Below are 25,271 nucleotides of genomic sequence, written 5' to 3' on the forward strand. Positions count from 1 at the left end.
GCGCTGCGTGACACTCACCTCGTGTCACGCACTGCCCTGCCGATGCTCGGCGTCGCGCTTGTTGTCGGACCGGGCTGGCGCCGCGGCCGCGCTTCCCCTTGAAGTCCCGTGCTCGACCGCCCGGCGCAATTGGCGGTCGGTGACGCGCAGCTTGATCTCGTCCGAAGCGAGCGCAGCGAGACTGGCGAGGATCTGCTTCTGGGTATCGTCGAGCGTGCGGGGCCTTGTGTCGATCACGCAGAGCGAACCGAGCGTGAAGCCGTCGGGATCGACCACCGGGCAGCCGGCGTAGAACCGAAACCCCAGTTCTCCCGACACGGCCGGATTCTCCACGAAGCGCTCGTCGGTCGCGAGGTTCTCCGCGACCATGATATCCTTCTGCAGAATGGTGTAGTTGCAGAACGCCCAGCCGCGCGGCGTATCGGCCATATCGAGCCCGTAGCGCGACTTGAACCATTGCCGGGTCGGAGTGAGCAGCGTCAGCAGTGCGACGGGAGCATCGAGGCTGCGCGCTGCCAACCACGTCAGACGATCAAAGGCATCCTCCGGCGGCGTGTCGACGAGGCCGGAGCGTTCGAGTGCAACAAGCCGCTGGCCCTCGTTGGCCGGAAACGGAAAAGACGGCGGCGTCTCGAACGGAGCGGGAGGCTCGACGGCACCCCGGATCGCGGTCTCGACTGCCTCGGGTAGCGCGGGCAATCCATCGATGAACCGCGTCATCCCGACGTCTGCCGCCGAACGGCCGACAACCAGGATCTGTGTGCCTCCAAGCGCCGGATCGGAGCGCAAGCTCTCCAGCACGGCCAACCTGGCGGCGTCCGATGGTTCGGCTTCGATGACGACCGCCGCCGGCAGCCGGGAGCCGATCGCGAGCAGCGCCGCATAAACGTCGGTGTAGCGCTCGACGACGCAATATTTGACCTTCGCGACAGCCGCTTCGTAATCGGCCATGCGTTCCGGGCGCGCAATGACGATCACCCGCGCGGAAGCAGCTATTGCCGTCTGAGCGGGCCCGGTGATCTGCGCGAGAACGTCGCGGCGGTAGACCCGTCGATGGCCACCTGGAGTTTTCCAGGAGGTGATCGAGCCGCCTTCGATCAGAAGCTGTGCCGTGCGGACCGAGACTCCCAAAATCTTGGCAGCCTCCGCCGTGGTCAGAATGTCCTTGTCCATAGAGCCCAACTTTGCCCCGGCCGTTCAGCGGCCGTGCCCGTCCCCGACCTCACAATGTCGTGCTCCCGCCCCCGTTGACAAGGGGAGGCTCCTCCTATTTTGATAAATTTGATGATAATGATAGATTTGATAAATCTGATAGACTGGCTGCGCACTGCTTGGCAGATGCGACGGGCCAAGGCCCATCCCTTCCGAAGGAGTACACCATGGCCTGACGGCCCAAGCCCCAATCCTCCCCGCCCAACCGGGGAGCGGTCCTCGCACGAGCAGAGGCGCGCCTCGGTCAAGCAGCCCGCGGGATCCCAGCTGCAGGAACGGCGCAAGCCGTGACGCCCGCTCTATCGGCCGGAGCCGCACCGCCGACGGCGGTCCTCCTCCTCTTCTCACCCTCCTCCGCCCGGAACGTCCCGTTCCGGCAGCGCCCCCTTGCCTGGAGCAATCTCATGAACGACGTCGTGCCTTCCGATCTTCCAGAGTTTGCTGATCGCGTTGCTGCCAATCAGCGCCAGCTCAGCGAAAACCCTCGCGCCAGCTACGATTTCATCGTCTGCGGCGCCGGCAGCTCAGGCTCGGTCGTCGCACGGCGTCTTGCCGAGAATCCCTCTGTCGCTGTCCTGCTGATCGAAGCCGGCGGCAGCGACGATGTGCCGACCGTGATGGAGCCGGCGGCATGGCCGGGCAACCTTGGCAGCGCCACCGATTGGGGTTTTGTCGCGGAGCCCAATCCGCATCTGAACGGTCGCGCGCTTCCGATGTCGATGGGGAAGGTTCTCGGCGGCGGGTCGAGCATCAACGTGATGCTGTGGGCGCGCGGCCACCGCAGCGACTGGGATTTCTTCGCCGAGCAAAGCGGCGATGAATCCTGGGGCTACGACGCGGTCTCGACGATTTTCCGGGAGATCGAGAACTGGCAGGGCGCGCCCGATCCGCGTCATCGCGGCACCGGCGGCCCGGTCTTCGTGCAGCCGTCACCCGATCCCGGGCCGGCCGCATTGGCGATGCTGGGCGCGGCGAAGGAGATCGGCATTCCAACTTTCGAAAGTCCCAACGGTGAGATGATGGAGGGCGATGGCGGCTGCGCCATCACGGACATCCTCGTCCGCAACGGCAGGCGCAACTCCATCTTCCGCGCCTTCACCTATCCCTATCTCGATCGACCCAATCTCACTCTGCTGACCGGCACGCAGGTCTCTCGCATCCTGATCGAGCGCGGAAAGGCCGTCGGCGTCGAGGCGATCCGTGACGGCCGGACCGTGCGAATCAGCGCGGCACGGGAAGTTGTGCTCGCGCTCGGGGCGATCCAGACGCCGTCCGTGCTGATGCGCTCCGGTATCGGCGATAAGAACGAGCTTCGAGCGCTCGATATACCCGTGGTCCAGCACCTGCCCGGTGTCGGTCAAAATCTGCAGGACCATGTCTCGTTCGGATGCATCTGGGAGTATCGCGAGCCGATCGCGCCGCGCAACACCGGCAATGCAGCAACGCTGTACTGGAAATCTGATTCCGCGCTCACGTCTCCCGACCTGCTGTTCTGCCAGGTCGAATTTCCGGTGCCGAGCCCCGACACGGCAAGCCGGGCCCCCGCTCACGGCTGGACGATGTTCGCTGGCCTCGCTTTGCCGAAGAGCCGGGGCCGGGTCAGACTCCGAAACGCCGAGCCGCTTGCAGCTCCGCGCATCGAAGCCAACATGTTGTCGCATCCTGATGATGTGAAGACGGCGATCGCTTGCGTCGACCTCTGTCGTACGCTCGGCAATACCCGCGCCTTCGCGCCGTTGGTGACGCGCGAGTCGATGCCCGGTCCCCTCGACGCCACCGGGATGGAACGCTTCGTGCGCGACTCCGCGGTGACCTATTGGCACCAGACATGCTCGGCGAAGATGGGACGTGACGCGATGTCCGTGGTCGACAGCAAGCTCAAGGTCTATGGGGTCGACCGGCTTCGCATCGCCGACGGCTCCGTGATGCCGCGAATCACAACCGGCAACACGATGGCGCCGTGCGTCATCATCGGAGAGAAGGCGGCGCGCGCAATGCGGGACGAGCACGACATCTGAACGCCGCCCTGGACCTGGGAACTCGAGTGGCGTTGTCCGCACATAGACAAGCAGGCTGGTAGGCGTGAGCGGGGCAAGAAGCCGCCCATCGTCAAGATCAAGGGCGAGAGCGGCGACGAAGTCAGTCCCCCTCCGCCCGAATTGGTCGAGCCTGATCCCAAGCTCTCGCCCGAAGAGGCCGAGCAGGCCCGCAGGGATCATCCATCTCAAGGAGAAGGACGAGCAGAAGGGGCCGTAGGACCAGACGCTGTCAGGCGGCGAGAAACAGCGCCTCGCCTTCGCGCGGCTGCTGCTGCACAACCCGACATCGTCGTGCTGGATGAGGCTACCTCGGCGCTCGGCGAGAAGAGCCTGGACAAAATGATGAAGATGGTCACCGACGAACTGTCGAAGGCGACGATCGTCAGCGTCGCGCATCGCGTCGAGCTGGAAGCCTTCCACAGCCCCAAGATCGTGCTGGAGCGCCGCAAGGGCGGCGCCAAGCTCGTCAGCGACATCGACCTGATCCCACGCAAGGGCAAGCGCAGGCTGCTCGGGCGATTTCTGCGGCAACGGAAGGCACCGCCGAAGAAGGCAGCGTGAAGTCCGTAGCCCGTACATTCTTATCCCATAGCGTTGGAGTCCTCCGCAAAACCGGCTATGCATGCGCCGCTTGTAACGAGGACCGCCTGCTTGACGACCGACAATGCCCCTTCGTCCGCGCCGTTCGGCGCGTTTGCGCCCAATGCGGCGCAGGCTGCGATCATTCGCCTCGCACAGCAGTCGGGGCTGAAGCGCGGCGCGTTCCGGCCCTGGATGTCGCGGCTGGTCAACCTGCTGGGCGGCGGCCCGCTCGACGTGCAATATCAGGGCGCATCGTTCCGCTTCTATCACCAGGGCAGCGCGACCGAGCGCGGCGCGTTGTTCAATCCCGATTACAATCTCGACGAGCTCGAGTTTCTGCGCCGGCACACCCCGGCGGGCGGCGTGTTCGTCGACGTCGGCGCCAATGTCGGCACGTTTGCGCTGGTGATGGCGCGGCAGGTCGGCACCACGGGCAAGGTGGTCGCGATCGAGCCGCATCCGCTGACGTTTGGACGGCTTTCGTTCAATCACGCCGCATCGAAGACGGCGCAGGTGCGCCTGGTGCAGGCCGCGGCCGGCGACAGCGACGGCGAGCTGATGATCGAGAGCGGCGGCGGCAATCTCGGCGCCACTCACGTCGTCACCGGCCCGGCGAGCGCCGAGGCCATCAAGGTGCCGTCGCTGCGGCTGACACGCATTCTCGACGAGGCCGGCGTCCGCCAAGTCGATTCGCTGAAGATCGACGTCGAGGGTTTCGAGGACCGCGTGCTGATCGGCTTCTTCCGCGATGCGCCGCCCGCGCTATGGCCGCGCGCGGTCGTCATCGAGCATCTGTCACAAAACGAATGGCAGCAGGATTGTATTGCCGACATGGTCGCACGCGGATTCGCGATCGCGCGCAGGACACGAAGCAATACGTTCCTCTCGCGCTGACAAGGACGAAGGAGGTTGCGATGATCGACCATCTGGGATTCTCCGTCTCCGACTATGAGCGCGCCAAGGCCTTCTACACCGAGGCGCTGGCCCCGCTCGGCTACGGCCTGATCATGGAGGTTACGGCGGAGCAGACCGGCCACGCCGCCGCCGCAGGCTTCGGCGCCGACGGCAAGCCGGACTTCTGGATCGGCGGCGAAGGCGCCATGAACAAGCCGGTGCATGTTGCGATCGCGGCCAAAGACCGCGCCACCGTCGATGCCTTCTACAAGGCGGCCATCGCAGCCGGTGGCCGGGACAACGGTCCGCCCGGCATCCGCCCGCATTACCATGCGAACTATTACGGCGCTTTCGTGCTCGATCCCGATGGCCACAATATCGAGGCCGTGTGCCACGCGCCGGAATAAGGCGGGAGTTCCGGCAGGAACATCGTTCCATGCAGGTCGTTATCGTTCCTTGCAGAAGGAGTACGATATGGCCAACGATAATACTGGCGATGTGGACCGCGCCTGGGATCTGATGAAGAAGATCGGCTTCGCGATGCTGGTGACGCGCGACGGCGACAAGCTGCGCGCTCGGCCGATGAGCGCTTTTCTCGATCGCGACGCCAACGCGATTCTCTTCCTGACCGACGCGCGGCGCCACAAGGACGAGGAGATCGCACGCGATCCCTCCGTCAACCTGTCGTTCGCCGATGCCAGCAGTCAGAAATATGTTTCGCTGACAGGCACCGCTGTCGTCTCCAACGACCGCGCCAAGATCAAGCAGCTGTTCTCGACGCCGGCGAAGGCGTGGTGGGACAGCGCTGAAGACCCCAACATTCGCGTGCTCAAGATCACGCCGGACGATGCCGAATTCTGGGATTCGCCGGGCACGGTGATCTCCTATGTGAAGATGGCTGCGGCAGCGGTGACGAACACGCGGCCCGACCTTGGCGAGAACCGCAAGGTCTCGCTGTGATGCCGATCGAGCCGCCCGAGATTCCGCCTTCGACACCGGGCACGCCGACCGAGCCGCCGCCGGGAATTCCGCCCGGCAGTCCGCAGCCCGAAATCGCACCGCCGGTGCGCGAGCCCGGCGAATCGCCGCAACCCGACGAATTGCCGGGCCGCACGCCGGAAGAGATTCCATCACGCGGGCCGAACGGCCCGCTGACGCCAAATCCAGCGACGGATGCAAATCCGCCGCGGGAGCGCGCGTGAAGCGACCGATCGCACGTGGGGCAATTGCAACCAGCGTCTGAATGCGCAATGAACGTTGCTTTAGTGACCTGATTCCCGTGCAGAAATAAATCGAGCGGCGACCGCTTCGCCCGCCACAATCCGGCCTAACGCGTAGCTGTTCATCCCAACTCTTCGTCAAAGAACCTTCCGGGGAAGTTCACCACCATGACCAATCTTCGTTTCGTGCTGCTTGCGACGACGGCTCTGACCGCGATGCAATTCGCAAGCTCCGCATCGCAAGCGCAAACTGCGCCGCCGCTCGTGGTCGCGCAGGCGCAGCCTCAAGACGCGGGCCCTGACGGAAAACCGAAGCAACCGCCGAAGGGACCGCCCTCGGTTGCGCCGCCCGCTGCGCCCGCGCGCCCGGCCGCTCCGCCACCCGCCGCGGCACCGCCCCGCCCGCCCGCTGCGCCGCCGCCGGCCGCCGCACCACCGCGTCCCGCCGCGCCGCCACCGCCTCCGCCGCCACCTGCGGCCCGTCCGCTCCGCCGCCACCACCCCCCGCCGCCTGCCGCGCCGAAGCAGCCGTCGCCGCCTCCGGCCGCGGCACCTCAGCATCACGCCCCGACACCTCCGCCGCCTGCCGCACGCCCGGCCCCGACGCCGCCACCCGCAGCAGCGCCGCAGCAGCACACGCCCCCCACGCCGCCGCCTTCGGCTCGCCCGACTCCACCGCCACCTCCGGCAGCGGCTCCCTCGGCGCGACCCGCGCCTGCGCCAACCGCGACACCGCCTGCTCCGACGACAGGGCCTGCGGCCCGCCCCGGCTCACCCGCGCCGGCAGCGACTCCTGCTCCGACGGCAACCCCTGCGCCGACCGCAACGCCTGCACCGGGCAGCACGCCAGCCGCCCCGCCGGCTGGCCGCCCCGGTACGCCGCCGCAAGGACGTCCCGGCGCGCCTCCTCCGGCAGGATCACCCGGTGCCGCACCCGCTCCGACGGCAACGCCTGCTCCCGGTGGCACTCCGACGCCACCGCCCGGACGTCCCGGTGCGGCGCCAGCCCCGACCGCGACGCCAACTCCTGGTCAACAGGGTGGAACGCCTCCTGCGGGCGCGCCCGCTGCCGGAGCTCCGCCTGCGTCACCGCAGGCTGGCGCGCCGCCCCGGCCGCCGGCGCCTCCCGCCGGCGCCGCAGCGCCGTCGGCCGTCTCCGGTTCGGCGGCCGCAACGCCGCCGCCGGACAGAAAGCAATACGCCACGCCCACGGTTTCGCCGGCCTTCCGGGCCGCGCCGACAGTCTCAGCGCCGTTGCCGCCGGCGCCACGTCCGCCACAGCGTGACCTGACGCCGCTCGCGATTGGCGCGGGCGTGGTAGCCGGCGCCGTGATCGGCGCGACCATCGCCGATCTCCACAACCAGCGACGCGAGACCATCGAAGGCGGACGCACCGTCTACACCGAGCCGGACCGCATCATCATCCGCGATCCGGGCGGGCAGGCCTACGTCCGCGGTAACGATCTCTATCGCTTCCGGTATGGCGCTCGCGACATCCGCACCGACACCGTCGGCGGCGAAACCCGCACGGTCGTCATTCGTCCCGACGGAAGCGAGATCATCACCGTCGTCGGTCCCGACGGCCGGTTGATGCGACGTATCCGCAGGGATCCCCGCGGACGCGAGCTCATCATCATCGACAACACCTTCCGCGATCCGCGGGCGGTCGGCGGCTTCTATGTCGACGTGCCTCCGCCGGTCGTGAACATCCCCTACGATCGCTACATCGTCGACGCCCAGGAAGCGTCACCGGAGGTCATCTACCAGACCATGGTGGCACCGCCCGTGCAGCGGATCGATCGGCGTTACTCGCTCGACGAGATCCGCTACAGCCCCAATGTTCGCATGCAGATGCCGAGCATCGACGTCAACACGATCATCTTCGAGACAGGATCGTGGACCATCCCGCCGGACCAGGCGAGCCGGCTGCAGGTGATCGCCGACGGCCTCAACCAGGCGATCCAGCGCAATCCGCGCGAGGTGTTCCTGATCGAGGGACATACCGACGCGGTCGGCAACGAAGTCGACAATCTGTCATTGTCGGACCGCCGTGCGCAGTCCGCGGCGGAATTGCTGACCCAGCAGTTCGGCGTGCCGGCGGAGAACCTGACATCGCAAGGGTATGGCGAGCAGTATCTGAAGGAGCAGACGCAAGGGCCGAGCGCGATCAACCGTCGCGTGACCATCCGCAACATCACGCAGCTGCTCAACGGCGGCCAGGCCTCGCTGCCGCCGCCCCCGCCCGGCACCGCGCCGCCACGCTGAGGCGAAGCACAAACGCAAATGGCCGGGAGCGATCCCGGCCATTTTGTTTGCGATGGTGGTCATCAAAGTAGCATCGTGAATTCTTTCACATCCAGATAGCCTGATACAGGACTTCTCGAATGCGTTTAATAGTGGCGCCTCCGATGTAATCAATTTGATCCAGCTTGCGATCGTCTGTGGTCGCAAGTTGACCAACAGTAGTGATGCCTGCTCCCGTCAGACGGTCAATCAAGTTATCCGTGAGTCCGTACGGGTAAGCTGGTGACTTACGCAAAACCGTCACAGCCTTGTCCAAGATTGCGAGTCCATGCTCGACCGGCAGCACCGGGAGCTGCACATTATGAAAGGCTTGACCGGATACATGGAATTCTGCGGGTTCTGGAACGGCCCCAATCCATTGGTCAATCATTTCAAACGTGAGCCGCTTTGATGGAACACTGTCCAAAAGATTGCAGAGGTTAATTGCGAATACCGGTCCGCGCCCTCCCGACTTCAACGCTCGCGAAGCTTCGCGCCTTGCAAGAAACCCCAAGTATTCAAGGATCTCAAAGATCTTGCTAAACTGTCCGACTATCTGTCGATGAACTAAGACCCGGTCCGGCGCAACTGTCCGACCGTCTCGGACTGATCTTGAAGCTTGCTCAACGATAATTTCCATTACCTCGCGAGCAGGCTCTACCAGCGGTTCGTAGACGCCTAGTTTTGGGGCCACTTCTTCCATCAAGGGCCAATAGTGATCCGTCGCCATATCCAAGATGCATTTGTTCACATCCGGGATCCCAATCTTGTCTTGGCCGTCAAAGCGGTTGCAGGCCAAAATAAGCCCACGGAGATTGCCAACAACAGCTCGACCTAGGAGGTTGGCGAACTGCGCAGGCAGCAGCCGGTCGGAGAAGGTCGACCGATCTCCCAACTTTGGATATCTTGCCCGGACCACCTCTGGAAAGAAGGACGAGTCGACGGATACATCTGACCGTTCGATATCAATTACTGTAGAATCATTAAAGACGTCGAACCTTACGCCAAACTTCGTCACCCCCGGATAGATTGAGGCTTTGCAAGAGACAAGACTGCTGGAAAGCGCCCTGAACAAATCAAAGAAGACCTCTAAGGGCTTCTCTCGCCCGATATGGGCGGCATCGTCGAATAGCAAAACAATTCTCTTGTTCAGCCTTTGAGATAGATCCATCAAACCGAACTGCAAAGCGGTCTGATCTGGTGCCAGCGCAAAGTCATGCGCAAAGGCTCTGCTCAGGATTTCCTTTTGAATCGCAACAGAAAGTATCTGACAGAAGTGGCCGATGTACTCTTCACCGTCAGATTGCAGTAAAGGCAGGTACCGCAGACTTAGATAAACCGGAAATACCGTCTCACTTTCCTTCATACGACGATAGGCTTCTATTAAGAGCGCACTCTTCCCACTTCCGCGACCACCGCGCACGAGAACTGGACCATGCGCGCTCAACTTACGAATGATTACGTCGTCATGCGAAGAGAAGCTGTGATACTTGGAGAACGATTCCGGCGGACATTCTTCCGCGGCGAGAATCAATCCTGAGTCTGCATCATCGATGCTTTGAACAATCATGATAACGTCCTTCGGAAGGATAGATATGCTTCCAGGGCGAGCTGTGGTTGAAGTGAGGCGTACGCGGTGGGGATAAAGTGAGACGTCAAGCCTAAGTGACCCACCAGGAGACAAGTATCACGGATAGCGTTCTTCACTGTGGCTTCATCAAAAACGAGCGCGCTATTGAAGAATTCCCAGTGAACGCCCTTTGAAAGGGTCGAATACAGTTGCTGCCCCTGGCCCTTCGTGGTCCGGATGTAACTTTCTGAACTAAGCGACAGTATCTCTCTAAGAAAAGGGTCTGATCCGCTTGCGGAAACGTAGTCTAGCATATTCTCAACTGCTGGCTGCCAACAAACGCGATCGATATGCTTCGAAAACAGTGCGCGACCGATCTTTGAAAGATCGTGATCAATATTCCAAAGGTCCGCATTCTTTTCATCGGCCGGCATTACATCACCGAACCAAGAGAACGCAGACCTCGCTCGTTTTCCGGGTTCGTATTCGGGCTGCCCCTGAAACTCGCTTAGATACAATATTCGAAATGTGTCCAACCGACCCACAAGTGCGGCGCACGAATTCTCAAGCACGACTCGAGCGAAGAAGGGCCCCAGAGCCGTCGCTTCGCCCGATGCTTCTTCCTTCAGGATATTTATGGCTCTTGTCGCAAATGCATCGATCGAGAGCGCGAGTTGGTTTAGTGCGGATTTGGCAAGCCCATCAGCGAGCGGCTCGCCACAAATCAAACGTCCAATATCCGACATTTGAAAAACTTACCTCCTATCGATGGGGAACTGCAACATATACGAGAGATATTCGCACCCACAACCCTTCTCTCAATGAGATCAACCGTCGCGTGACCATCCGCAACATCACGCAGCTGCTCAACGGCGGCCAGGCCTCGCTGCCGCCGCCCCCGCCCGGCACCGCGCCGCCACGCTGAGGCGATGCACAAACGCAAATGGCCGGGAGCGATCCCGGCCATTTTTATTTTGACAGCAACGCCGCTACTGCCGAGCCGCAAGCCCAAGTGCATCGGCCATGACGCGAAAGACCTCGGTATTGTCCATCGAGCCGCGCACGCCATCGCTGCCCGGCCCCGTCGCCGTGAGGATGACGTCCTCGCCCGAATGCACGCTGGCGCCGATCATCGCAGACAGATTGCCGGGACGCAGCACCGCGCCCGGGACGTCCTTGTATTTGTCGTTGGCCTTGAAGGTGCCGTCGTCGCCGGCCTTCACGGTCGGCTCGTTGGGATTGTCGAGTTTTGGGCGGAACGTCTCGTAATGATCCGGGAGGCTGGCCGAGAAGATCGCGAGCCTGCGGCTGACGTCGACGCGTGACGGATAGCCGTCCGCATCGGGGGGCGGGTAGTTGGGGAATCCAGCCTGATCGTAAACACCGACGCGCTCGCGCAGCGGCACGTTGGGTGTCGTACCCATATCGTCATTCACCGTGCCGACGAGGCTGTTGGGATGATTGTGATCCGCCAGCACCAGGATGAGGGTGTCCTCGCCACGCGCACGCGCCCATTCACGCGTCTGGCGCACCGCGTTGTCGAGCATGATCGTGTCGAAGACGGCGCGCTCCATGTCGAGCAAATGGGCGTATTTATCGATCATTCCGGACTCGACCATCAGGAAGAAGCCGCTCTCTTTTCGCGACAGGAGCTTGAGCGCGGCCTGCACCTGCTCGGTCAGGTCAGGCTGCTCGGGAAACTTCTTCACGCCGCCGCCTCTCAGAAATTTGCGGTCAAGCGCGCCGTCCATGTTTCCCGTGGCGAACAGGCCGAGCAGCTTGTCCGTCTCCGGCTTTGCGGCAGAAGCGCTGAGCTCGCCCGCGGTGGTCGCCACCTGGTAGCCCGCGTCACGAAACTTCGCGATGTAGTCGGTCTCGTCCTTGCGCCTGGAGCCGGCGGCGGATTTCGGCAGAAAGTTCGCGCTGCCGCCGCCCATCAGCACGTCAGGCCTGGCAGCAAAGAACTGCTCGACGATCTCGTCATAGGCGGCGCGCCGGCGCGTATGCGCGATCATCGCGGCCGGCGTTGCATCCTCGATCTCGGTGTTGGTGACGATGCCGATCGCCATGCCGAGCCGCCTCCTGGCAAGACTCGTGATGGTCTCGACCCGGGGATCGTCGAACGGGCTCAGCGTGCGATCGGCATAGACGCCCAGCGCGTTGACGGCGCTCTTGTGCCCGGTCGCATAGGCGCTGGCCGAGTTCGCGGAATCCGTGATGATGGAGTCCGAACCTGCGGTCGCCACCAGGGCCATATGCGGCATGTCGTCGATGGCGAGCTTGCCTCGGCTCTTGCCCTCCGCAATGCCCTTGGACAGGATTCGAGCAGCGACCCGATGCGCCGGCGACATGCCGTCACCGATGAACAGGATGACGTTCTTCGCCTTGCGCGGACCGGTGTCGTAGATGGTCCATGTGACGCTGCGCTGGCGTGCGCCATCGCTCACATCCACGGCAATGCTGCCCGGCGTGGTCAGCGTGACGTCGCGCAGGATCAGCGCCGACTGCTCCTTGCCGTCCTCGCGCTCGATGAAGGCCGCCGAACGGCCGAAGGCGGTCGCATAATCCGCACCGTTCACCGTCACTTTCAGCTTGGCGGGATCGATCAGCCCGGGGAATTCGACCTTGAAATCGAATTGGGCTCCGGCCAGGATCTCGGCACGATCGATCGGATAGATCGTCTGTGCCGGCAGTGACGTTGTCCAAAGCAGGACGATGAGAGAGGCGACAGCCGACCCCTTGACCATGTTCGATGCTCCGCGATTTCGTTCACGACAGGAGCGAAACCGTAGCGATCGCGCATGACACCGTCATTAAGTCTCTAGCATCAACCCTTGTCACTCTCGAGCCGGAAGATCTGCGAGCCTTCGCTGCCCGAGAGCAGGCCGGTGTCGCTGTAGAGCTTCAGCTTGGTGCGGGTGTCGGCGATGTCGAGATTGCGCATGGTGAGCTGGCCGATGCGGTCGGCCGGCGAGAACGCGGCATCCTCGACCTTCTCCATGCTGAGCCGCTCCGGCGCATAAGTGAGGTTCGGGCTTTCGGTGTTCAGGATCGAATAATCGTTGCCGCGGCGCAGCTCCAGCGTGACTTCGCCGGTGACGGCGCGCGCAACCCAGCGCTGCGCGGTCTCGCGCAGCATCAGGGCCTGCGAGTCGAACCAGCGGCCCTGGTAGAGCAGGCGACCGAGCCGCATGCCGCTGATGCGGTACTGCTCGATGGTGTCCTCGTTGTGGATGCCGGTGACGAGGCGCTCATAGGCGATGTGCAACAGGGCCATGCCGGGCGCTTCATAGATGCCGCGGCTCTTGGCCTCGATGATGCGGTTCTCGATCTGGTCGCTCATGCCGAGGCCGTGACGGCCGCCGATCGCATTGGCTTCGAGGAACAGCGCGACCGGATCAGAGAAGGTCTGGCCGTTCAGCGCCGTGGGCTGGCCTTCTTCGAAACGCACCACGACCTTCTCGGCCTTCACGGCGCAATCGTCGCGCCAGAACGGCACACCCATGATCGGGTTGACGATCTTGATGCCGCTGTCGAGGCTTTCGAGATCCTTGGCCTCGTGCGTGGCGCCGAGCAAATTGCTGTCGGTCGAATACGCCTTCTCGGCGCTCATCTTGTAGGCGAAGCCCTGCGCGGTCATGAACGCCGACATCTCGGCGCGGCCACCGAGCTCGTCGATGAATTGCTGGTCGAGCCAGGGCTTGTAGATCTTCAAGCCGGGATTGGTGAGCAGGCCGTAGCGATAGAAGCGCTCGATGTCGTTGCCCTTGAAGGTCGAGCCGTCGCCCCAGATGTTGACGCCGTCCTCCTTCATCGCCGCGACCAGCATCGTACCGGTCACCGCGCGCCCCAGCGGCGTGGTGTTGAAATAGGTGATGCCGCCGGTCGAAATGTGGAAGGCGCCGGACTGGATCGCGGCGATGCCTTCATGGACCAGCTGCGTGCGGCAATCGACGAGCCGGGCCTTCTCGGCGCCGAACTCCATCGCCTTGCGCGGGATCTCGTTGTAGTCGGCCTCGTCGGGCTGGCCGAGATTGGCGGTGTAGGCGTAGCAGCGCGCGCCCTTCTGCTTCATCCAGAGCAGCGCCGCGGAGGTGTCGAGGCCGCCCGAAAAAGCGATGCCGACTTTCTCACCCTTGGGCAGGCTTTTCAGGATCGTGGTCATGGGGCTTCCAATCGGGTCTCAAGGGCTGATGTCATGGACGGGTTTGACCGCGCGAATATCAAATTTCGCGGGGCTCGGCACCCATTTAATGGCTTAAACTTGGGGTTCGGGACCGGTCTTACGGCCGAACAGGCGCTGCCGGAGCCGGTAGGCCGGCATGTTCAGCCGGGTCAGGGCGGCATCGACCGCCTCGTCGGAAAAACGTGTCCGCGGCCAACGGTAAATCGGCGCGTAGGCGAACCAGATCACGACGAAGGTCACCAGGCCGGCAATCGAAACATCCGTGAAGAAGTGCCCGCCGAAGGCCATGCGCAGGCCGCTCGTGACGGCGCCAAAGATCACGGCGGCGGCATAAGCGAGCGGCCGCCACGCCGGCGGCGCCAGCGCGGCCGGCGCCAGCGTCCAGAACGCCGTCGCGCCCTCGCCCGAGAAGAACGAGCAGTTGCGCGCGCAGCCGCCGCGCGGATCCCACCACGGCACGAATTGCTGGTCGCCGGCAAATTGCGTGACCACCACCGGGCGCGGCCGGCCCCAATAGGTCTTGAAGGTGAGGTTGGTGAGAATGCCGGCGGACATGATGATCGTGACCAGCAGGAACACGATCGCGCGTCCCGAAACCATCAAGGGACGATCGGGCCGGATCATCTTGACCACGAGCGCGACCAGCGACGGCGCCACGAAGGCCCAGGCGACCCACATCGCAGCGTCACGCGCAAAGCCCGCCCAGTCATTCAGCTTGAGCGGAAATGTTTTCGTCTCGGGGTCGAAGAACAGCGACGCGAGCTTGAGATCGAGCTCGGGATAGAGGCCGAAAACGACGCCGATGACGAGCCACAGCGCCAGGGCGATGAAGAGTCCAGTCCGGTTCATGGCGCGCGGTTTAGCGGAGTGGGACGGGGATGGAAACCCCGGAAGCGGCGCGGCTCATCGGACATCCGGCCTTGAGTTCGACGGCAGCGGCGGCGGCGGTTTCCGCGCGGGCGGCGGGTTGCGCCAGGCGCCGGCATTGCGCCCGGCGATCAACCAGTAGACCACGCCGGCGACGATGCCCGCACCGGTCATGATCTCCAGATGGCGCCGCACGATGCCTTCGAACTGAAACGTGTCGGAGTGAAAGGGAACGAGCCCAAGATAGCAGGCGAGCCCGACGAGGCCGCCGCCGACGGCATAAGCGAGCGCGCTGCGGATGTAGAGCGCTTCGGTGATCGCAACGATCACGGCCGCCGGCACCAGCGCGAAGCCCGAGACGAATATGAAGCCGAAGCCGAGCAGGATGTCGATCGCGCCCTGGTCGACTGGACCGGCGCCGAGATCGGAAAATTCCGGAAACAGCAGCGCGACGACTACGATCATGCCGCCGACGAAGCAGGCGGCAAGAAAGCCGATGAAGATGACGATGAGGCGGCCGATCAGGGACATGACATAAGCAAGTTGCCGATCAACGACATCGCCACGCATTCAGCCGTCATGCCCGGGCTTGACCCGGGCATGACGAACGTTGAGGGAGTCGCCATTATCAATCCGTCATCGCCATGGCGCGCAGCGCCTGGCGTTCGCGTGCGCTGAGCTTCTCCGTCTCCGACTTCAGCTGACCGCAGGCGGCGAGGATGTCGCGACCGCGCGGGGTACGCACCGGCGAGGAATAGCCGGCGTTGAAGATGTATTCGGAGAATTTCTCGATCTGGTCCCAGTCCGAGCATTCATAGGCCGTGCCGGGCCAGGGATTGAACGGGATCAGATTGATTTTGGCATGAATGCCCTTGAGCATCTTCACCAGCAGCTTTGCATCATCGAGCGAATCATTGACGCCCTTGAGCATCACATATTCGAAGGTGATGCGGCGCGCGTTGGAGGCGCCGGGATAGTCGCGGCAGGCCTGCAGCAATTCCTTAATCGGATATTTGCGGTTGAGCGGCACCAGCTCGTTGCGCAGCTCGTCGCGCACCGCATGCAGCGAGATCGCGAGCATGACGCCGATCTCTTCGCCCGCGCGCACGATGTTCGGCACCACGCCCGAGGTCGACAGCGTGATGCGGCGGCGTGAGATGCCGATGCCTTCATTGTCGCCGACGATCAGCAGCGCATCGCGCACCGCGTCGAAATTGTAGAGCGGCTCGCCCATGCCCATCATCACGATGTTGGTGACGCGACGCGTGCCGTCCTCGCGATCGGCCCAGTCGTTCAGGCGATCCCGCGCCACCATGATCTGTCCGACGATCTCGCCGGCGGTGAGGTTGCGCACCAGGCGCTGCGTGCCGGTGTGGCAGAACGAGCAGTTCAGCGTGCAGCCGACCTGCGAGGACACGCACAGCGTGCCCCGATCGGTCTCGGGGATATAGACGCATTCGACTTCATGGGCGCGCTCGACATTGTCGCCGCTCGGCAGCCGCAGCAGCCATTTGCGGGTGCCGTCGTTGGAGATCTGTTCGGCCACGACTTCGGGCCGGTCGACGGTGAAGTGCTGCGCGAGTTCGGCGCGAATGCCCTTCGAGATCGAGGTCATGTCGTCGAAGCTTTGGGCGCCGCGGAAATAGAGCCAGTGCCAGAGCTGCTGCACCCGCATCTTGCGCTGCGCCGGCGCGACACCGATCTCGCCGAGTCGGTCGGCGAGCTCCGTGCGCGACAGGCCGATCAGCGACGGCTTTGCCGGCGGCACATAAGTTTCGAGCGGAGTCTTCTCCACGAGGATTGCGTTGTGCGGCTCAGTCGTCGGTTGCATTGAGAGGCCTGAAGGTTTTGCGTCGTTCCGGGATGGTCCGAAGGACCATGCCCGGAACCTCGAGATTCCGGGTTCGCGCTTCGCGCGCCCCGGAATGACGGAAGAAATCTGGAACCGGCCCTATATAGCAACCGGAGCCGCCGATTGCGACCTTATCGGCCGCAGGCTTAACGCCGGCAATCCTGGCCGATCTTGTCCAGCGCCTGGGCGAGGCCCTTCAGCGAGAAAGTGTCGGTCGTCTCCGTTCCCTTGGCAGAGACGCCCTTGACCACGAGGTCGGCGGATTTGCGCATGGCCTCGACCATCCGCTCCTCCTCGGCCGCGTTCTTGATCCAGAGGCCGTCGCCCTGCGTGTACATCGCGAAGGCGGCGCCGCCGACCTCGACCGAGGATTCCGAGCCCGGCTTCAGCGCGTAGCCGATCATGACCGAGACTTCGTTGTTGACCTTCTCGGCCGGACGGGTCGAGACGAAGGCATAGGCGGGATCGCGCGGCCGGTTCGGCGGATTGGTCTTCGACGACGAGGGTTTTGCAAGCGCGAAGCAGACCTTCTTGCCGTTGGGCGTCGCGGAATAGGCACCCCAGGTGCCGAACTGGCCGATCAGGGTCGGCTCCGCGCCACCTGCAACCGCCGCGGGTGGGGCCACTGGTTTGCTCTCCGGCTTTGCAGTGGACTTTGCCGTCGTATGGGCGGGCGGCGCGGCCGGCTTCGGCGGCGCTTTCGGCGCCGGTTGCGCCGTCTGCGCCCGCGCAGAATCGAGGATTCCCCCGGCCGCCACGCCAGTCATCAAAGCTAAAATCAGCACCCGCCACATGCTGGAGTGGTTCCCTCAATATTGTGACTGGAAGATGGCTCGGTCGCGCTTTGTCCCACGGCAGAGATAACCGGGAAAGTCCAATTTGGGAAGGTAGTTAGCGGGATCAGCCTTTGGATCGCGCAGCGCGCTGGTCGGCCCATTGCGCCTCGGTCCAACGCAACAAATCCTCGGCGCCGGAACTGCGCAAATGCGCGCCGCCGTCGATCACGACCATCTCGCCATTGACGTAACCAGCACGATCCGAGATCAGGAAGCTGGCGAGATCGGCAAGTTCGCTGTGCTCTCCGGTCCGGCCGAGCGGATTGCGCGCGGTCCAGCCTTCGTCACGGCCCTCGGGGCGGAGCTGCCCCGATGCGCCCGCGGTCGGGAACGGACCCGGTGCGATCGCGACGGTGCGGATGCCCTTCGGGCCCCACTCGACCGCGAGGCTCTTGGTCATCGCCAGCACCGCCGACTTCGCCATCGCGGAGGGAACGGTGAAGGCGCGTCCGGTGATGGCCGACGTCGAGAGAATCGAGAGCACGACGCCGTTGTGATTGCCCTCAATCCAGCGCCTGCCGGCTGCGAGCGTGCAATACATCGCACCATGCAGCGTCGGCGCCAGGATCGCGTCGGCCGCTCGGAACGACAGATGCTCGCTCTGTGCAATGAAAGTCGCAGCGGCGTTGTTGACGAGGATATCGAGCGGCGCCTCGCGCCAGAGCCCGTCCATCATGCTGTCGACGGCGGCACCATCGCGGATATCGCAGGCGATGGTGGTGACCTTGCCGCTGGTTTCTTCGCGCATCTCGCTCGCGGTTGCTTCCAGCCGGTCGAGCTTGCGACCGCAGATCACGAGCTCGGCGCCGAGTGCAAGGAAACGGCGTCCCATCGCGGCGCCAAGGCCCGAGCCCCCGCCGGTGACGAGGATGCGCTTGTCCTTGAGCAGACCCGTTTCAAACATCGTTTGAATCCCTTCTTTTTCTTCTTGCTCCGTCCTTGCGAGCGTAACGACTTGTCCGCCGAAAGCTTTGGCGAAGGCGAAAGCAATCCAGACTATTTCCGCAGCACGGGTTCTTCGCCGCGCTCGCAATGACGAGGATAGGCCGAACGTCGCGTCCAGCAAAGAATCCGGATTGTCCAGCCGCAGTAAATCCGGCAGAAACGCCCCAACTATAATTCCACTCGAAACACCCAAGGTGCCGCCATGAAAGCCATCCTCTGCTCGCAATATTGCCAGCCCGACGATCTCGTGCTGGCCGATGTGCCGGATCCGGTGGCCGGTCCCGGCGAAGCGGTGATCGCGATCAAGGCGGCGGCGCTGAACTTCTTCGACATCCTGATGATTCAGGGCAAGTACCAGATCAAGCCGCCGTTCCCTTTCTCGCCGGCGGCGGAAGTCGCGGGCGTGATCGAGAGCATCGGCGCCGGCGTGACCGATCTGAAAGTCGGTGATCGCGTTGTCGCCTCCTGCGGCCACAACGGCGCGCGCGAGAAGATCGCGCTGCCGGCGGCTTCGATCGTGAAGATCCCCGACAATCTCGACTACGACCGCGCGGCGGGCATCATCATCATCTATGGCACCGCGCTGCATGCGCTGGAAGATCGCGCCAGCCCGAAGCCGGGCGAAACGCTCGCTGTGTTGGGCGCGGCCGGCGGCACCGGCCTTGCCGCCTGCGAGCTCGGCAAGCTGATGGGGTTGAAGGTGATCGCCTGCGCCTCGTCGGACGAGAAGCTCGAATTCGCCAAGGCGCATGGCGCAGAGCTGACCCTGAACTACGGCAAGGAAGATCTCAAGGAAGGTCTGCGCAAGCTCACGGGCGGCAAGGGCGTCGACATCATCTTCGATCCGGTTGGCGGCGCGTATGCCGAGCAGGCGCTGCGCTCGATCGCCTGGGAAGGCCGCTTCCTCGTGATCGGCTTTGCCGCGGGCGACATTCCGAAAATGCCGCTGAACCTCGCGCTGCTGAAGGGCTGCGATATCCGCGGCGTGTTCTGGGGCGCCTGGACCCGGCTCAACCCGGAAAAGAATCGCGCCAACCTCGAGAAGCTGGTGAAGTGGACGGCGGAAGGAAAGATTTCATCGCATGTCGATCGCACCTTCCCGCTGGCGCAGACCGCGGACGCACTGAAGGTGCTGGCGGGACGCAAGGCCATGGGCAAGGTGATCCTGCATCCGTGAGGATGTGCATGCGTGGCGCCGCCCAGGCTCGCCACACTCAACTGTCATCGCCCGCGAAGGCGGGCGATCCAGTATTCCAGAGACGCCAGCGATTGAACCGACAAGCCGCGGCGTACTGGATTCCCCGCTTGCGCGGGGAATGACACCGCGCTTGTGGTAAACGCTCCTAAGCTTCGGCTTCCGCGCTCGCCTCATCCACCCCACGCTTCAGCACCGCACGCGCGGCTTGGCGGTGCTCGTTCGTGATATGGCCGGAAACCATGCGAATGGCGGTGGCGAGCACCGCGGCGTCGTCGGCGAAACCGAGGACCGGCATCACGTCGGCGACGAAGTCGAACGGCAGGATGAAATAGGCGATCGCCCCCAGCAGCGCGGCCTGGACGTGGCGCGGTGTCTGCCGGTCGAAGGCGCAATAATAGGCCGCAAGCAGGTCTTCCGCGAATGGCAGATGCGCGGCGACACGCTTCAGCTTGCGCCAGAAGCGGCGGCGCACGCTCTCGCGATCTCCTGCGAGCCGATCGGCCGGCTCGAAACCGACGCTGTGTTCGGCAGCCATGTTCGATAAACTCCCGGTTCAGCCCAGGCCGGCAGATCGCCGCGCCCCGGCTGATCACAAGATGGGGATGTCGCCGATCCCTGCAAGACGCCGGCCGATCTCAGCCTGCGATCGCATTCATCGTCTTGGCCAGCGCGATGTCGAGCGCGGTGACGCCGCCGGCATCGTGGGTCGACAGCACCACCTCCACCGTCTTGTAGACGTTGCGCCATTCGGGGTGGTGATCCATCTTCTCGGCGGCCAGCGCGGCCCGGGTCATGAACCCGAACGCCTCGTTGAAATCCTTGAAGATAAAGGTTTTCCCGATGGCATCCCGGCCCTGAACCTCGCTCCAATCCGGTAGTCCGCCCAGCGCCTGCCTGCGCGCCTCCGCCGAGAGTCGTTCTGCCATAGTCGTCTCCGTCCTTCAGGGGAACTTTACCCTAACACCCCGCTGATGCCCGGGTTCATACGGGATTTCCGCCATCCGCTAACCATGACGGAGATGTAACCCCGCCGGACAGGAAATTTGCTACAATTATGAGCGTAAATCGCCGGCCAAGATGAAACTGAGCCTGAAGCGCCTGTTTGGGAGATCGATGACCGGGGGATTTGACCTGGCCGAAACGCCCTTTCCGCCTTCGCCGCGATCCGCGGCGCGGAAGACCGCACTTGTGTCTCTTGCGTTCGTGCTCGCGATCATCGGCGCGCTCGCCGGCGGCTATTACTTCGCCATGCGGCCCGTGACGTTGAAGATCGCGGTCGGCCCCGCAAACAGCGATGACGTCAAGGTCGTGCAGGCGCTGACGCAAGCCTTTTCACAGCACAAGAGCCAGATCCGGCTGCGGCCAATCCAGACCGACGGCGCTACGGCCAGCGCCGATGCGCTTGCGGAAGGCAAGGTCGATCTCGCCATCGTGCGCGGCGACATCGACGTGCCCAAGAACGCGCAAGCGGTCGCGACCCTGCGCAAGAACGTCGTGGTGCTGTGGTCCGTACCGGGCAAAGGCAAGAAGCGGGGCCCGAAGATCACCAAGATCTCGCAGCTCGCCGGCCATCGCGTCGGCGTCGTCGGCCGCACCCAGGCCAACGTCAATCTGCTCAAGGTGATCCTCCAGCAATACGGCGTCGATCCCGCCAAGGTCGAGATCGTGCAATTCCCGGCCAACGAGGCGGCCGAGGCGATCAAGGCCCAGAAGGCCGACGTCTATCTCGCGGCCGGCCCGGTCAACAGCAAGATCACGGCGGACGCGATCGCCGCCTCCACCAAGGATTTCGGCGCACCCAGCTTCCTCGCGATCGAGTCGGCGGATGCGATCGCGCAGAATCATCCGGTCTACGAGGCGTCCGAGATTCCCGCCGGCACCTATGGCGGCTCACCCGCCCGCCCGGATGATGAGGTCAAGACCATCAGCTTCTCGCACCACATCGTGGCGCGCAAGGGCGTGTCCGAAACCACCATCGCAGCGTTCACGCGCCAGCTGTTCGCCGTGCGCCAGCAACTGGTGACGGAATTCCCGCTGGCGGCGAAGATCGAGACGCCCGACACCGACAAGGACGCGGTGATCCCGGTGCATCCCGGTGCAGCCGCCTTCGTCGACGGCGAGGAAAAGACCTTCCTCGACAAATACAGCGATTACATCTGGTGGAGCCTGATGGCGCTCTCCGCCATGGGCTCGATCGGCGCCTGGTTCGCGGGCTATCTGAAGAAGGACGAGCGCGACAACAACAGCCATCTGCGCGAAAGGCTGCTCGACATGATCGCGGCCGCGCGCAAGAGCGAGGCGACCGAAGAGCTCGACCAGATGCAGGCCGAGGCCGACGAAATCCTGCGCGACACGTTGCGCTGCTTCGATCACGGCGCGATCGAGGAGGGCTCGCTTACGGCCTTCAACATCGCGCTGGATCAATTCCACGCCGCCGTCGCCGACCGCAAGGCGGTGCTGTCCAGCCTGCCGCAGAACCTGCAACGTGCGGGCGCGCAATTCAGGGCCGCCGGCAACGCGTAACCCTTGCGCGCGTAATCGCTGCGTCACATTGTCTCAATATAGGTTCACCGTCATTCCGGGGCGCGCAACGCCCGGACCCCGATTCCATCGAGCCACATTCGCAGGGTTCGGAGCCATCCTTCATGAACATCAAATTCTCCCGCCGGCGTTTCCTCGCCACCGGCGCCGGTGTGCTCGGCACCGTCGCGATGCCCTATCTCTCGCGCGCAGCCGATCGGCCCGCGGTCACCCACGGCGTGCAGTCGGGCGACGTCACGGTCAACGGCGGCATGGTGTGGGCGCGCGCCGACCGGCCCGCGCAGATGCTGGTCGAGGTCGCGACAACCGAGTCCTTCAGGGATGCCCGGGCGCTGCCGCCGATCGCGGCGCTGCCCGAGAGCGATTTCACCGCAAAGATGCTGATCGAGAACCTGCCTGCCAGCCAGGACATCTTTTACCGAATCCGCTTCCGCGATCTCTCCCACAGCGCGATCGAGGGCGAGCCGGTGACCGGCCGCTTCCGCACCGCGCCCGCCGACCGCCGCGACGTCAGTTTCGTCTGGGGCGGCGACGTTGCAGGACAAGGCTGGGGCATCAATCCCGATGACGGCGGCATGTTCACCTTCTCGGCGATGCGCAAGCACCGTCCGGATTTCTTCCTGCACTCAGGCGACACCATCTATGCCGACGGACCGATCGTATCCGAGGTGAAGCTCGCCGACGGCAAGATCTGGAAGAACGTCACCATCCCCGAGAAGGCCAAGGTCGCGGAGACGCTCGACGAGTACCGCGCCGCGCACAAATACAATCTCACCGACGAAAACCTCCGGGCCTTCAATGCCGAGGTCCCGATCTTCGTGCAGTGGGACGACCACGAGGTGACCAACAACTGGTCGCTGTCGAAGGAGTTGCCGGCCGCCTACAAGGAGCGCGACATTTCGCTGCTCGCCGCCCGTGCGGGACGCGCCTTCCACGAGATGTATCCGATGCGCGAGAGCATCGCTGAGCCGGGCCGGGTCTATCGGCAGATCTCCTATGGCCCGCATCTCGACGTGTTCGTGCTCGACGAACGCAGCTACCGCGGTCCGAACGGCCCCAATCTCGAAACCGCCTACGGCCCCGCCAGCTACTTCCTCGGCCCGGACCAGATCGCCTGGCTCAAGCGCGGCCTGCTCAATTCGCGCGCGACCTGGAAGGTGATCGCCTCCGACATGCCGCTCAGCCTCGTCGTGTCGGACACGCCGAAGGGCGGCTCGGAAGCGATCGCGCAGGGCGACGGCCCGGTGCGCGGCCGCGAGCTCGAGATCGCCGACATTCTACGCTTCATCAAGATGGCGCCGATCAGCAACACGGTGTGGCTGACCGCCGACGTGCACTACGCTGCCGCGCATTATTACGATCCGAACAAAGCACAATTCCAGGAGTTCGAACCGTTCTGGGAATTCGTGTCGGGCCCGCTGCATGCCGGCACCTTTGGTCCGAACGCGCTCGACAACACCTTCGGACCCGAAGTGCGCTTCGTCAAGGCGCCTGGCAAGGACAGCCAGAACCTGCCTCCGTCCGCCGGCATGCAGTTCTTCGGTCACGTCAAGATCGACGGCGCCTCGGGCCAGATGACCGTGACCTTGCGCGACCGCGCCGACGTCGCCCTGTGGTCGACCACGCTCGATCCGAAGCAGGCCTGATCGCTAATCGAGGGCGCGCGCCTTGAGCGCCGCCTCCAGCGCGTCGCTCAAGCACGGCTTCTGCAACCGCGGCTGGACGGAGAATTCAGGCGGAATTCGCGCCTCCGCGCCGTAGCCGGTGACGAAGACGAACGGGATCTTCAGCGCTGCCAGCCGCTCCGCGACCGCAAAGCTCGTTTCGCGGATCAACTCGACATCGAGCAGCGCGAAATCGGGCGCACGTTTGTCGATGGCGCCCAGCGCCTGGGTCACCGACCCGACGCTCCGCACGCCCGTCACCCCAAACCCGAGCAGACGGTCCTCGAAATCGATCGCGATGATCGGGTCGTCTTCGACGATCAGAACATCGGCCGGCCAGCTTGAGCCATTGGAAAGTGCGGGTGTCATGATCGCATCTTGTGTGGAGGGTTCGGATCAGGACTGCCGCGACACGATGTCTGCGCGCAGCCCGGAGGGTTCCCGGAACGAAACCCACCACATCGCCGTTCTCCAGTCTGTCCACTTGTGCACACAGGGAAGGCACGGAACCCGTTAAGATGGGAGCGGGATGGGAGTTCACGATGGATGCGCGTATCAGCAAGATGACCGAGGTCGAGAGCCGTCCGGCCAACAATTTGTTGCGGCGCCTGAGCCAGGCAGACTACGCCCTGCTCGCGCCGCACGTGACCGTCGAAAACGCCGTAGCCAACCAGCTGCTCTACAGCCCCGGTGACGACGTCCAGGTCGTCCACTTCCCCTGCGGACCGGCGCTCGCGACCTTTCTCGTCCCCAATGAGGATGGCCGAGACGTCGAGACCATCCTGGTCGGCCGCGAAGGCGCGGTGGGCGGCATCGTCAGCGAGGGATTCCTGCCGGCCTATACCCGGATCTGCGTGAAATTTAGCGGCCCGTTTGCGCGCGTTCATGTCGCCAAGCTGGAAGCGGCCAAGCTGCGCTCGGTATCAATGCGCAATATCTTTGCCCGCTATGCCGATTGCATGCTGGCGCAGATTTTCCAATCGACCGCCTGCAATGCGATCCATTCGATCGAACAACGGACCGCCAAATGGATCCTGGCGGCGATGGAGCGGACCGGCGACGAGGACAGCGTACCGCTGACCCACGAACAGCTTGCCACGCTGCTCGGCGTTGGCCGCAGCTACGCCAGTCGCGTGCTTCAATCGTTCAAGGCGGAACGGATTCTCGACACGAGGCGCGGATCGATTCTGGTTCGCAACCGCGACGGCCTGAAGCTTCGCGCCTGCCTGTGCAACGACGCGGTGAAAATGCATTTCGAGGAGGTGCTGCGCGGCGTCTACCCGACCGAGCAGCAGGAAGCCGGCTAGCGCCCCGCCTCGCTTCACCGGCGTGAAGAAGGAGCGGGCGCCTATCCCGCGCGGCTGGAACCTGGGCTAATATCC

At 63.9% G+C, this 25,271-nt stretch carries 23 protein-coding genes and 1 pseudogene; 11 read left to right on the forward strand and 13 right to left on the reverse strand.

Annotation, left to right across the window (positions count from 1 at the left end; genetic code table 11):
- Nucleotides 1–24 precede the first annotated feature (24 nt).
- The gene (locus IVB24_RS02000; protein WP_247771898.1) at nucleotides 25–1,173 is read right to left on the reverse strand and encodes a GAF domain-containing protein; all 1,149 of its coding nucleotides are present in this window, start codon (nucleotides 1,171–1,173) and stop codon (nucleotides 25–27) included.
- A 443-nt stretch (nucleotides 1,174–1,616) separates the two neighbouring features.
- Here IVB24_RS02000 and IVB24_RS02005 point away from each other — a divergent pair, with 443 nt between their 5' ends.
- The 7 genes and pseudogenes from IVB24_RS02005 to IVB24_RS02035 all read left to right on the forward strand — a co-directional run bounded on the left by IVB24_RS02005 (nucleotide 1,617) and on the right by IVB24_RS02035 (nucleotide 8,212).
- Nucleotides 1,617–3,230 (forward strand): GMC family oxidoreductase N-terminal domain-containing protein, encoded by a 1,614-nt coding sequence (locus tag IVB24_RS02005; protein ID WP_247771899.1) that lies wholly within the window; start codon nucleotides 1,617–1,619, stop codon nucleotides 3,228–3,230.
- Between the two features lie 193 nt (nucleotides 3,231–3,423).
- A pseudogene (locus tag IVB24_RS02010) lies at nucleotides 3,424–3,812 on the forward strand (ATP-binding cassette domain-containing protein); the annotation flags it as partial.
- A 90-nt stretch (nucleotides 3,813–3,902) separates the two neighbouring features.
- Nucleotides 3,903–4,727 (forward strand): FkbM family methyltransferase, encoded by an 825-nt coding sequence (locus tag IVB24_RS02015; RefSeq protein WP_247771900.1) that lies wholly within the window; start codon nucleotides 3,903–3,905, stop codon nucleotides 4,725–4,727.
- A 20-nt stretch (nucleotides 4,728–4,747) separates the two neighbouring features.
- Complete coding sequence (locus IVB24_RS02020; protein ID WP_106947182.1) at nucleotides 4,748–5,134, forward strand: VOC family protein; 387 nt, start codon at nucleotides 4,748–4,750, stop codon at nucleotides 5,132–5,134.
- Nucleotides 5,135–5,201: 67 nt separating this feature from the next.
- Nucleotides 5,202–5,687 (forward strand): pyridoxamine 5'-phosphate oxidase family protein, encoded by a 486-nt coding sequence (locus IVB24_RS02025; protein WP_247771901.1) that lies wholly within the window; start codon nucleotides 5,202–5,204, stop codon nucleotides 5,685–5,687.
- Nucleotides 5,687–5,929, forward strand: coding sequence for a hypothetical protein (locus tag IVB24_RS02030; RefSeq protein ID WP_247771902.1), 243 nt, complete (start codon nucleotides 5,687–5,689; stop codon nucleotides 5,927–5,929). The genes IVB24_RS02025 and IVB24_RS02030 overlap by 1 nt, the downstream gene beginning before the upstream one ends.
- A gap of 186 nt (nucleotides 5,930–6,115) precedes the next feature.
- Nucleotides 6,116–8,212 carry an OmpA family protein gene (locus IVB24_RS02035; RefSeq protein ID WP_247771903.1) on the forward strand — a complete coding sequence of 699 codons (2,097 nt, stop codon included), beginning with the start codon at nucleotides 6,116–6,118 and terminating at the stop codon, nucleotides 8,210–8,212.
- Between the two features lie 85 nt (nucleotides 8,213–8,297).
- Here IVB24_RS02035 and IVB24_RS02040 read toward each other — a convergent pair whose 3' ends face one another.
- From IVB24_RS02040 to IVB24_RS02085, 9 genes are all read right to left on the reverse strand, one after another.
- Complete coding sequence (locus tag IVB24_RS02040) at nucleotides 8,298–9,800, reverse strand: ATP-binding protein (protein ID WP_247771904.1); 1,503 nt, start codon at nucleotides 9,798–9,800, stop codon at nucleotides 8,298–8,300.
- The gene (locus IVB24_RS02045) at nucleotides 9,797–10,546 is read right to left on the reverse strand and encodes a hypothetical protein (protein WP_247774288.1); all 750 of its coding nucleotides are present in this window, start codon (nucleotides 10,544–10,546) and stop codon (nucleotides 9,797–9,799) included. Before IVB24_RS02045 ends, IVB24_RS02040 begins: the two co-directional genes overlap by 4 nt.
- Nucleotides 10,547–10,789: 243 nt before the next feature.
- Nucleotides 10,790–12,547, reverse strand: a complete 1,758-nt coding sequence (locus tag IVB24_RS02055; protein WP_247771905.1) for an alkaline phosphatase — start codon at nucleotides 12,545–12,547, stop codon at nucleotides 10,790–10,792.
- An 80-nt stretch (nucleotides 12,548–12,627) separates the two neighbouring features.
- On the reverse strand, nucleotides 12,628–13,965 hold the full coding sequence (argG, locus tag IVB24_RS02060; RefSeq protein WP_094975895.1) for an argininosuccinate synthase: 1,338 nt from the start codon (nucleotides 13,963–13,965) through the stop codon (nucleotides 12,628–12,630).
- Between the two features lie 93 nt (nucleotides 13,966–14,058).
- Nucleotides 14,059–14,835, reverse strand: a complete 777-nt coding sequence (locus IVB24_RS02065; protein ID WP_247771906.1) for a phosphatase PAP2 family protein — start codon at nucleotides 14,833–14,835, stop codon at nucleotides 14,059–14,061.
- Between the two features lie 54 nt (nucleotides 14,836–14,889).
- Complete coding sequence (locus tag IVB24_RS02070) at nucleotides 14,890–15,384, reverse strand: hypothetical protein (RefSeq protein WP_094975897.1); 495 nt, start codon at nucleotides 15,382–15,384, stop codon at nucleotides 14,890–14,892.
- Between the two features lie 97 nt (nucleotides 15,385–15,481).
- Nucleotides 15,482–16,684 carry a 23S rRNA (adenine(2503)-C(2))-methyltransferase RlmN gene (gene rlmN / locus IVB24_RS02075; RefSeq protein ID WP_094975898.1) on the reverse strand — a complete coding sequence of 401 codons (1,203 nt, stop codon included), beginning with the start codon at nucleotides 16,682–16,684 and terminating at the stop codon, nucleotides 15,482–15,484.
- Between the two features lie 167 nt (nucleotides 16,685–16,851).
- Entirely contained in the window at nucleotides 16,852–17,499 is a 648-nt protein-coding gene (locus IVB24_RS02080; RefSeq protein WP_094975899.1) for an invasion associated locus B family protein, read from the reverse strand.
- Between the two features lie 106 nt (nucleotides 17,500–17,605).
- Nucleotides 17,606–18,445 (reverse strand): SDR family oxidoreductase, encoded by an 840-nt coding sequence (locus IVB24_RS02085; protein ID WP_247771907.1) that lies wholly within the window; start codon nucleotides 18,443–18,445, stop codon nucleotides 17,606–17,608.
- A gap of 243 nt (nucleotides 18,446–18,688) precedes the next feature.
- On the opposite strand from IVB24_RS02085, the gene IVB24_RS02090 reads away from it, so the two are divergent.
- The gene (locus IVB24_RS02090; RefSeq protein ID WP_094975901.1) at nucleotides 18,689–19,663 is read left to right on the forward strand and encodes an NADPH:quinone oxidoreductase family protein; all 975 of its coding nucleotides are present in this window, start codon (nucleotides 18,689–18,691) and stop codon (nucleotides 19,661–19,663) included.
- Between the two features lie 166 nt (nucleotides 19,664–19,829).
- Here the strand turns inward: IVB24_RS02090 and IVB24_RS02095 are convergent, their stop codons facing one another.
- Nucleotides 19,830–20,219, reverse strand: a complete 390-nt coding sequence (locus IVB24_RS02095) for a YkvA family protein (RefSeq protein WP_094975902.1) — start codon at nucleotides 20,217–20,219, stop codon at nucleotides 19,830–19,832.
- 100 nt (nucleotides 20,220–20,319) lie between these two features.
- On the reverse strand, nucleotides 20,320–20,610 hold the full coding sequence (locus IVB24_RS02100) for a 4a-hydroxytetrahydrobiopterin dehydratase (protein WP_166467563.1): 291 nt from the start codon (nucleotides 20,608–20,610) through the stop codon (nucleotides 20,320–20,322).
- Between the two features lie 151 nt (nucleotides 20,611–20,761).
- Here IVB24_RS02100 and IVB24_RS02105 point away from each other — a divergent pair, with 151 nt between their 5' ends.
- Nucleotides 20,762–22,207 (forward strand): TAXI family TRAP transporter solute-binding subunit, encoded by a 1,446-nt coding sequence (locus IVB24_RS02105; protein ID WP_247771908.1) that lies wholly within the window; start codon nucleotides 20,762–20,764, stop codon nucleotides 22,205–22,207.
- A gap of 122 nt (nucleotides 22,208–22,329) precedes the next feature.
- Nucleotides 22,330–23,871: an alkaline phosphatase D family protein gene (locus tag IVB24_RS02110; RefSeq protein ID WP_247771909.1), complete on the forward strand. Its 1,542-nt coding sequence runs from the start codon at nucleotides 22,330–22,332 to the stop codon at nucleotides 23,869–23,871.
- 3 nt (nucleotides 23,872–23,874) lie between these two features.
- Here the strand turns inward: IVB24_RS02110 and IVB24_RS02115 are convergent, their stop codons facing one another.
- Nucleotides 23,875–24,258, reverse strand: coding sequence for a response regulator (locus IVB24_RS02115; RefSeq protein ID WP_247771910.1), 384 nt, complete (start codon nucleotides 24,256–24,258; stop codon nucleotides 23,875–23,877).
- A 173-nt stretch (nucleotides 24,259–24,431) separates the two neighbouring features.
- Between IVB24_RS02115 and IVB24_RS02120 the strand changes: the two genes are divergently transcribed.
- Nucleotides 24,432–25,196: a Crp/Fnr family transcriptional regulator gene (locus tag IVB24_RS02120; RefSeq protein WP_162308838.1), complete on the forward strand. Its 765-nt coding sequence runs from the start codon at nucleotides 24,432–24,434 to the stop codon at nucleotides 25,194–25,196.
- The last annotated feature ends 75 nt before the right edge of the window (nucleotides 25,197–25,271 follow it).

Source organism: Bradyrhizobium sp. 192, from assembly GCF_023100965.1.
In the GTDB taxonomy this organism is placed as follows: domain Bacteria; phylum Pseudomonadota; class Alphaproteobacteria; order Rhizobiales; family Xanthobacteraceae; genus Bradyrhizobium; species Bradyrhizobium symbiodeficiens.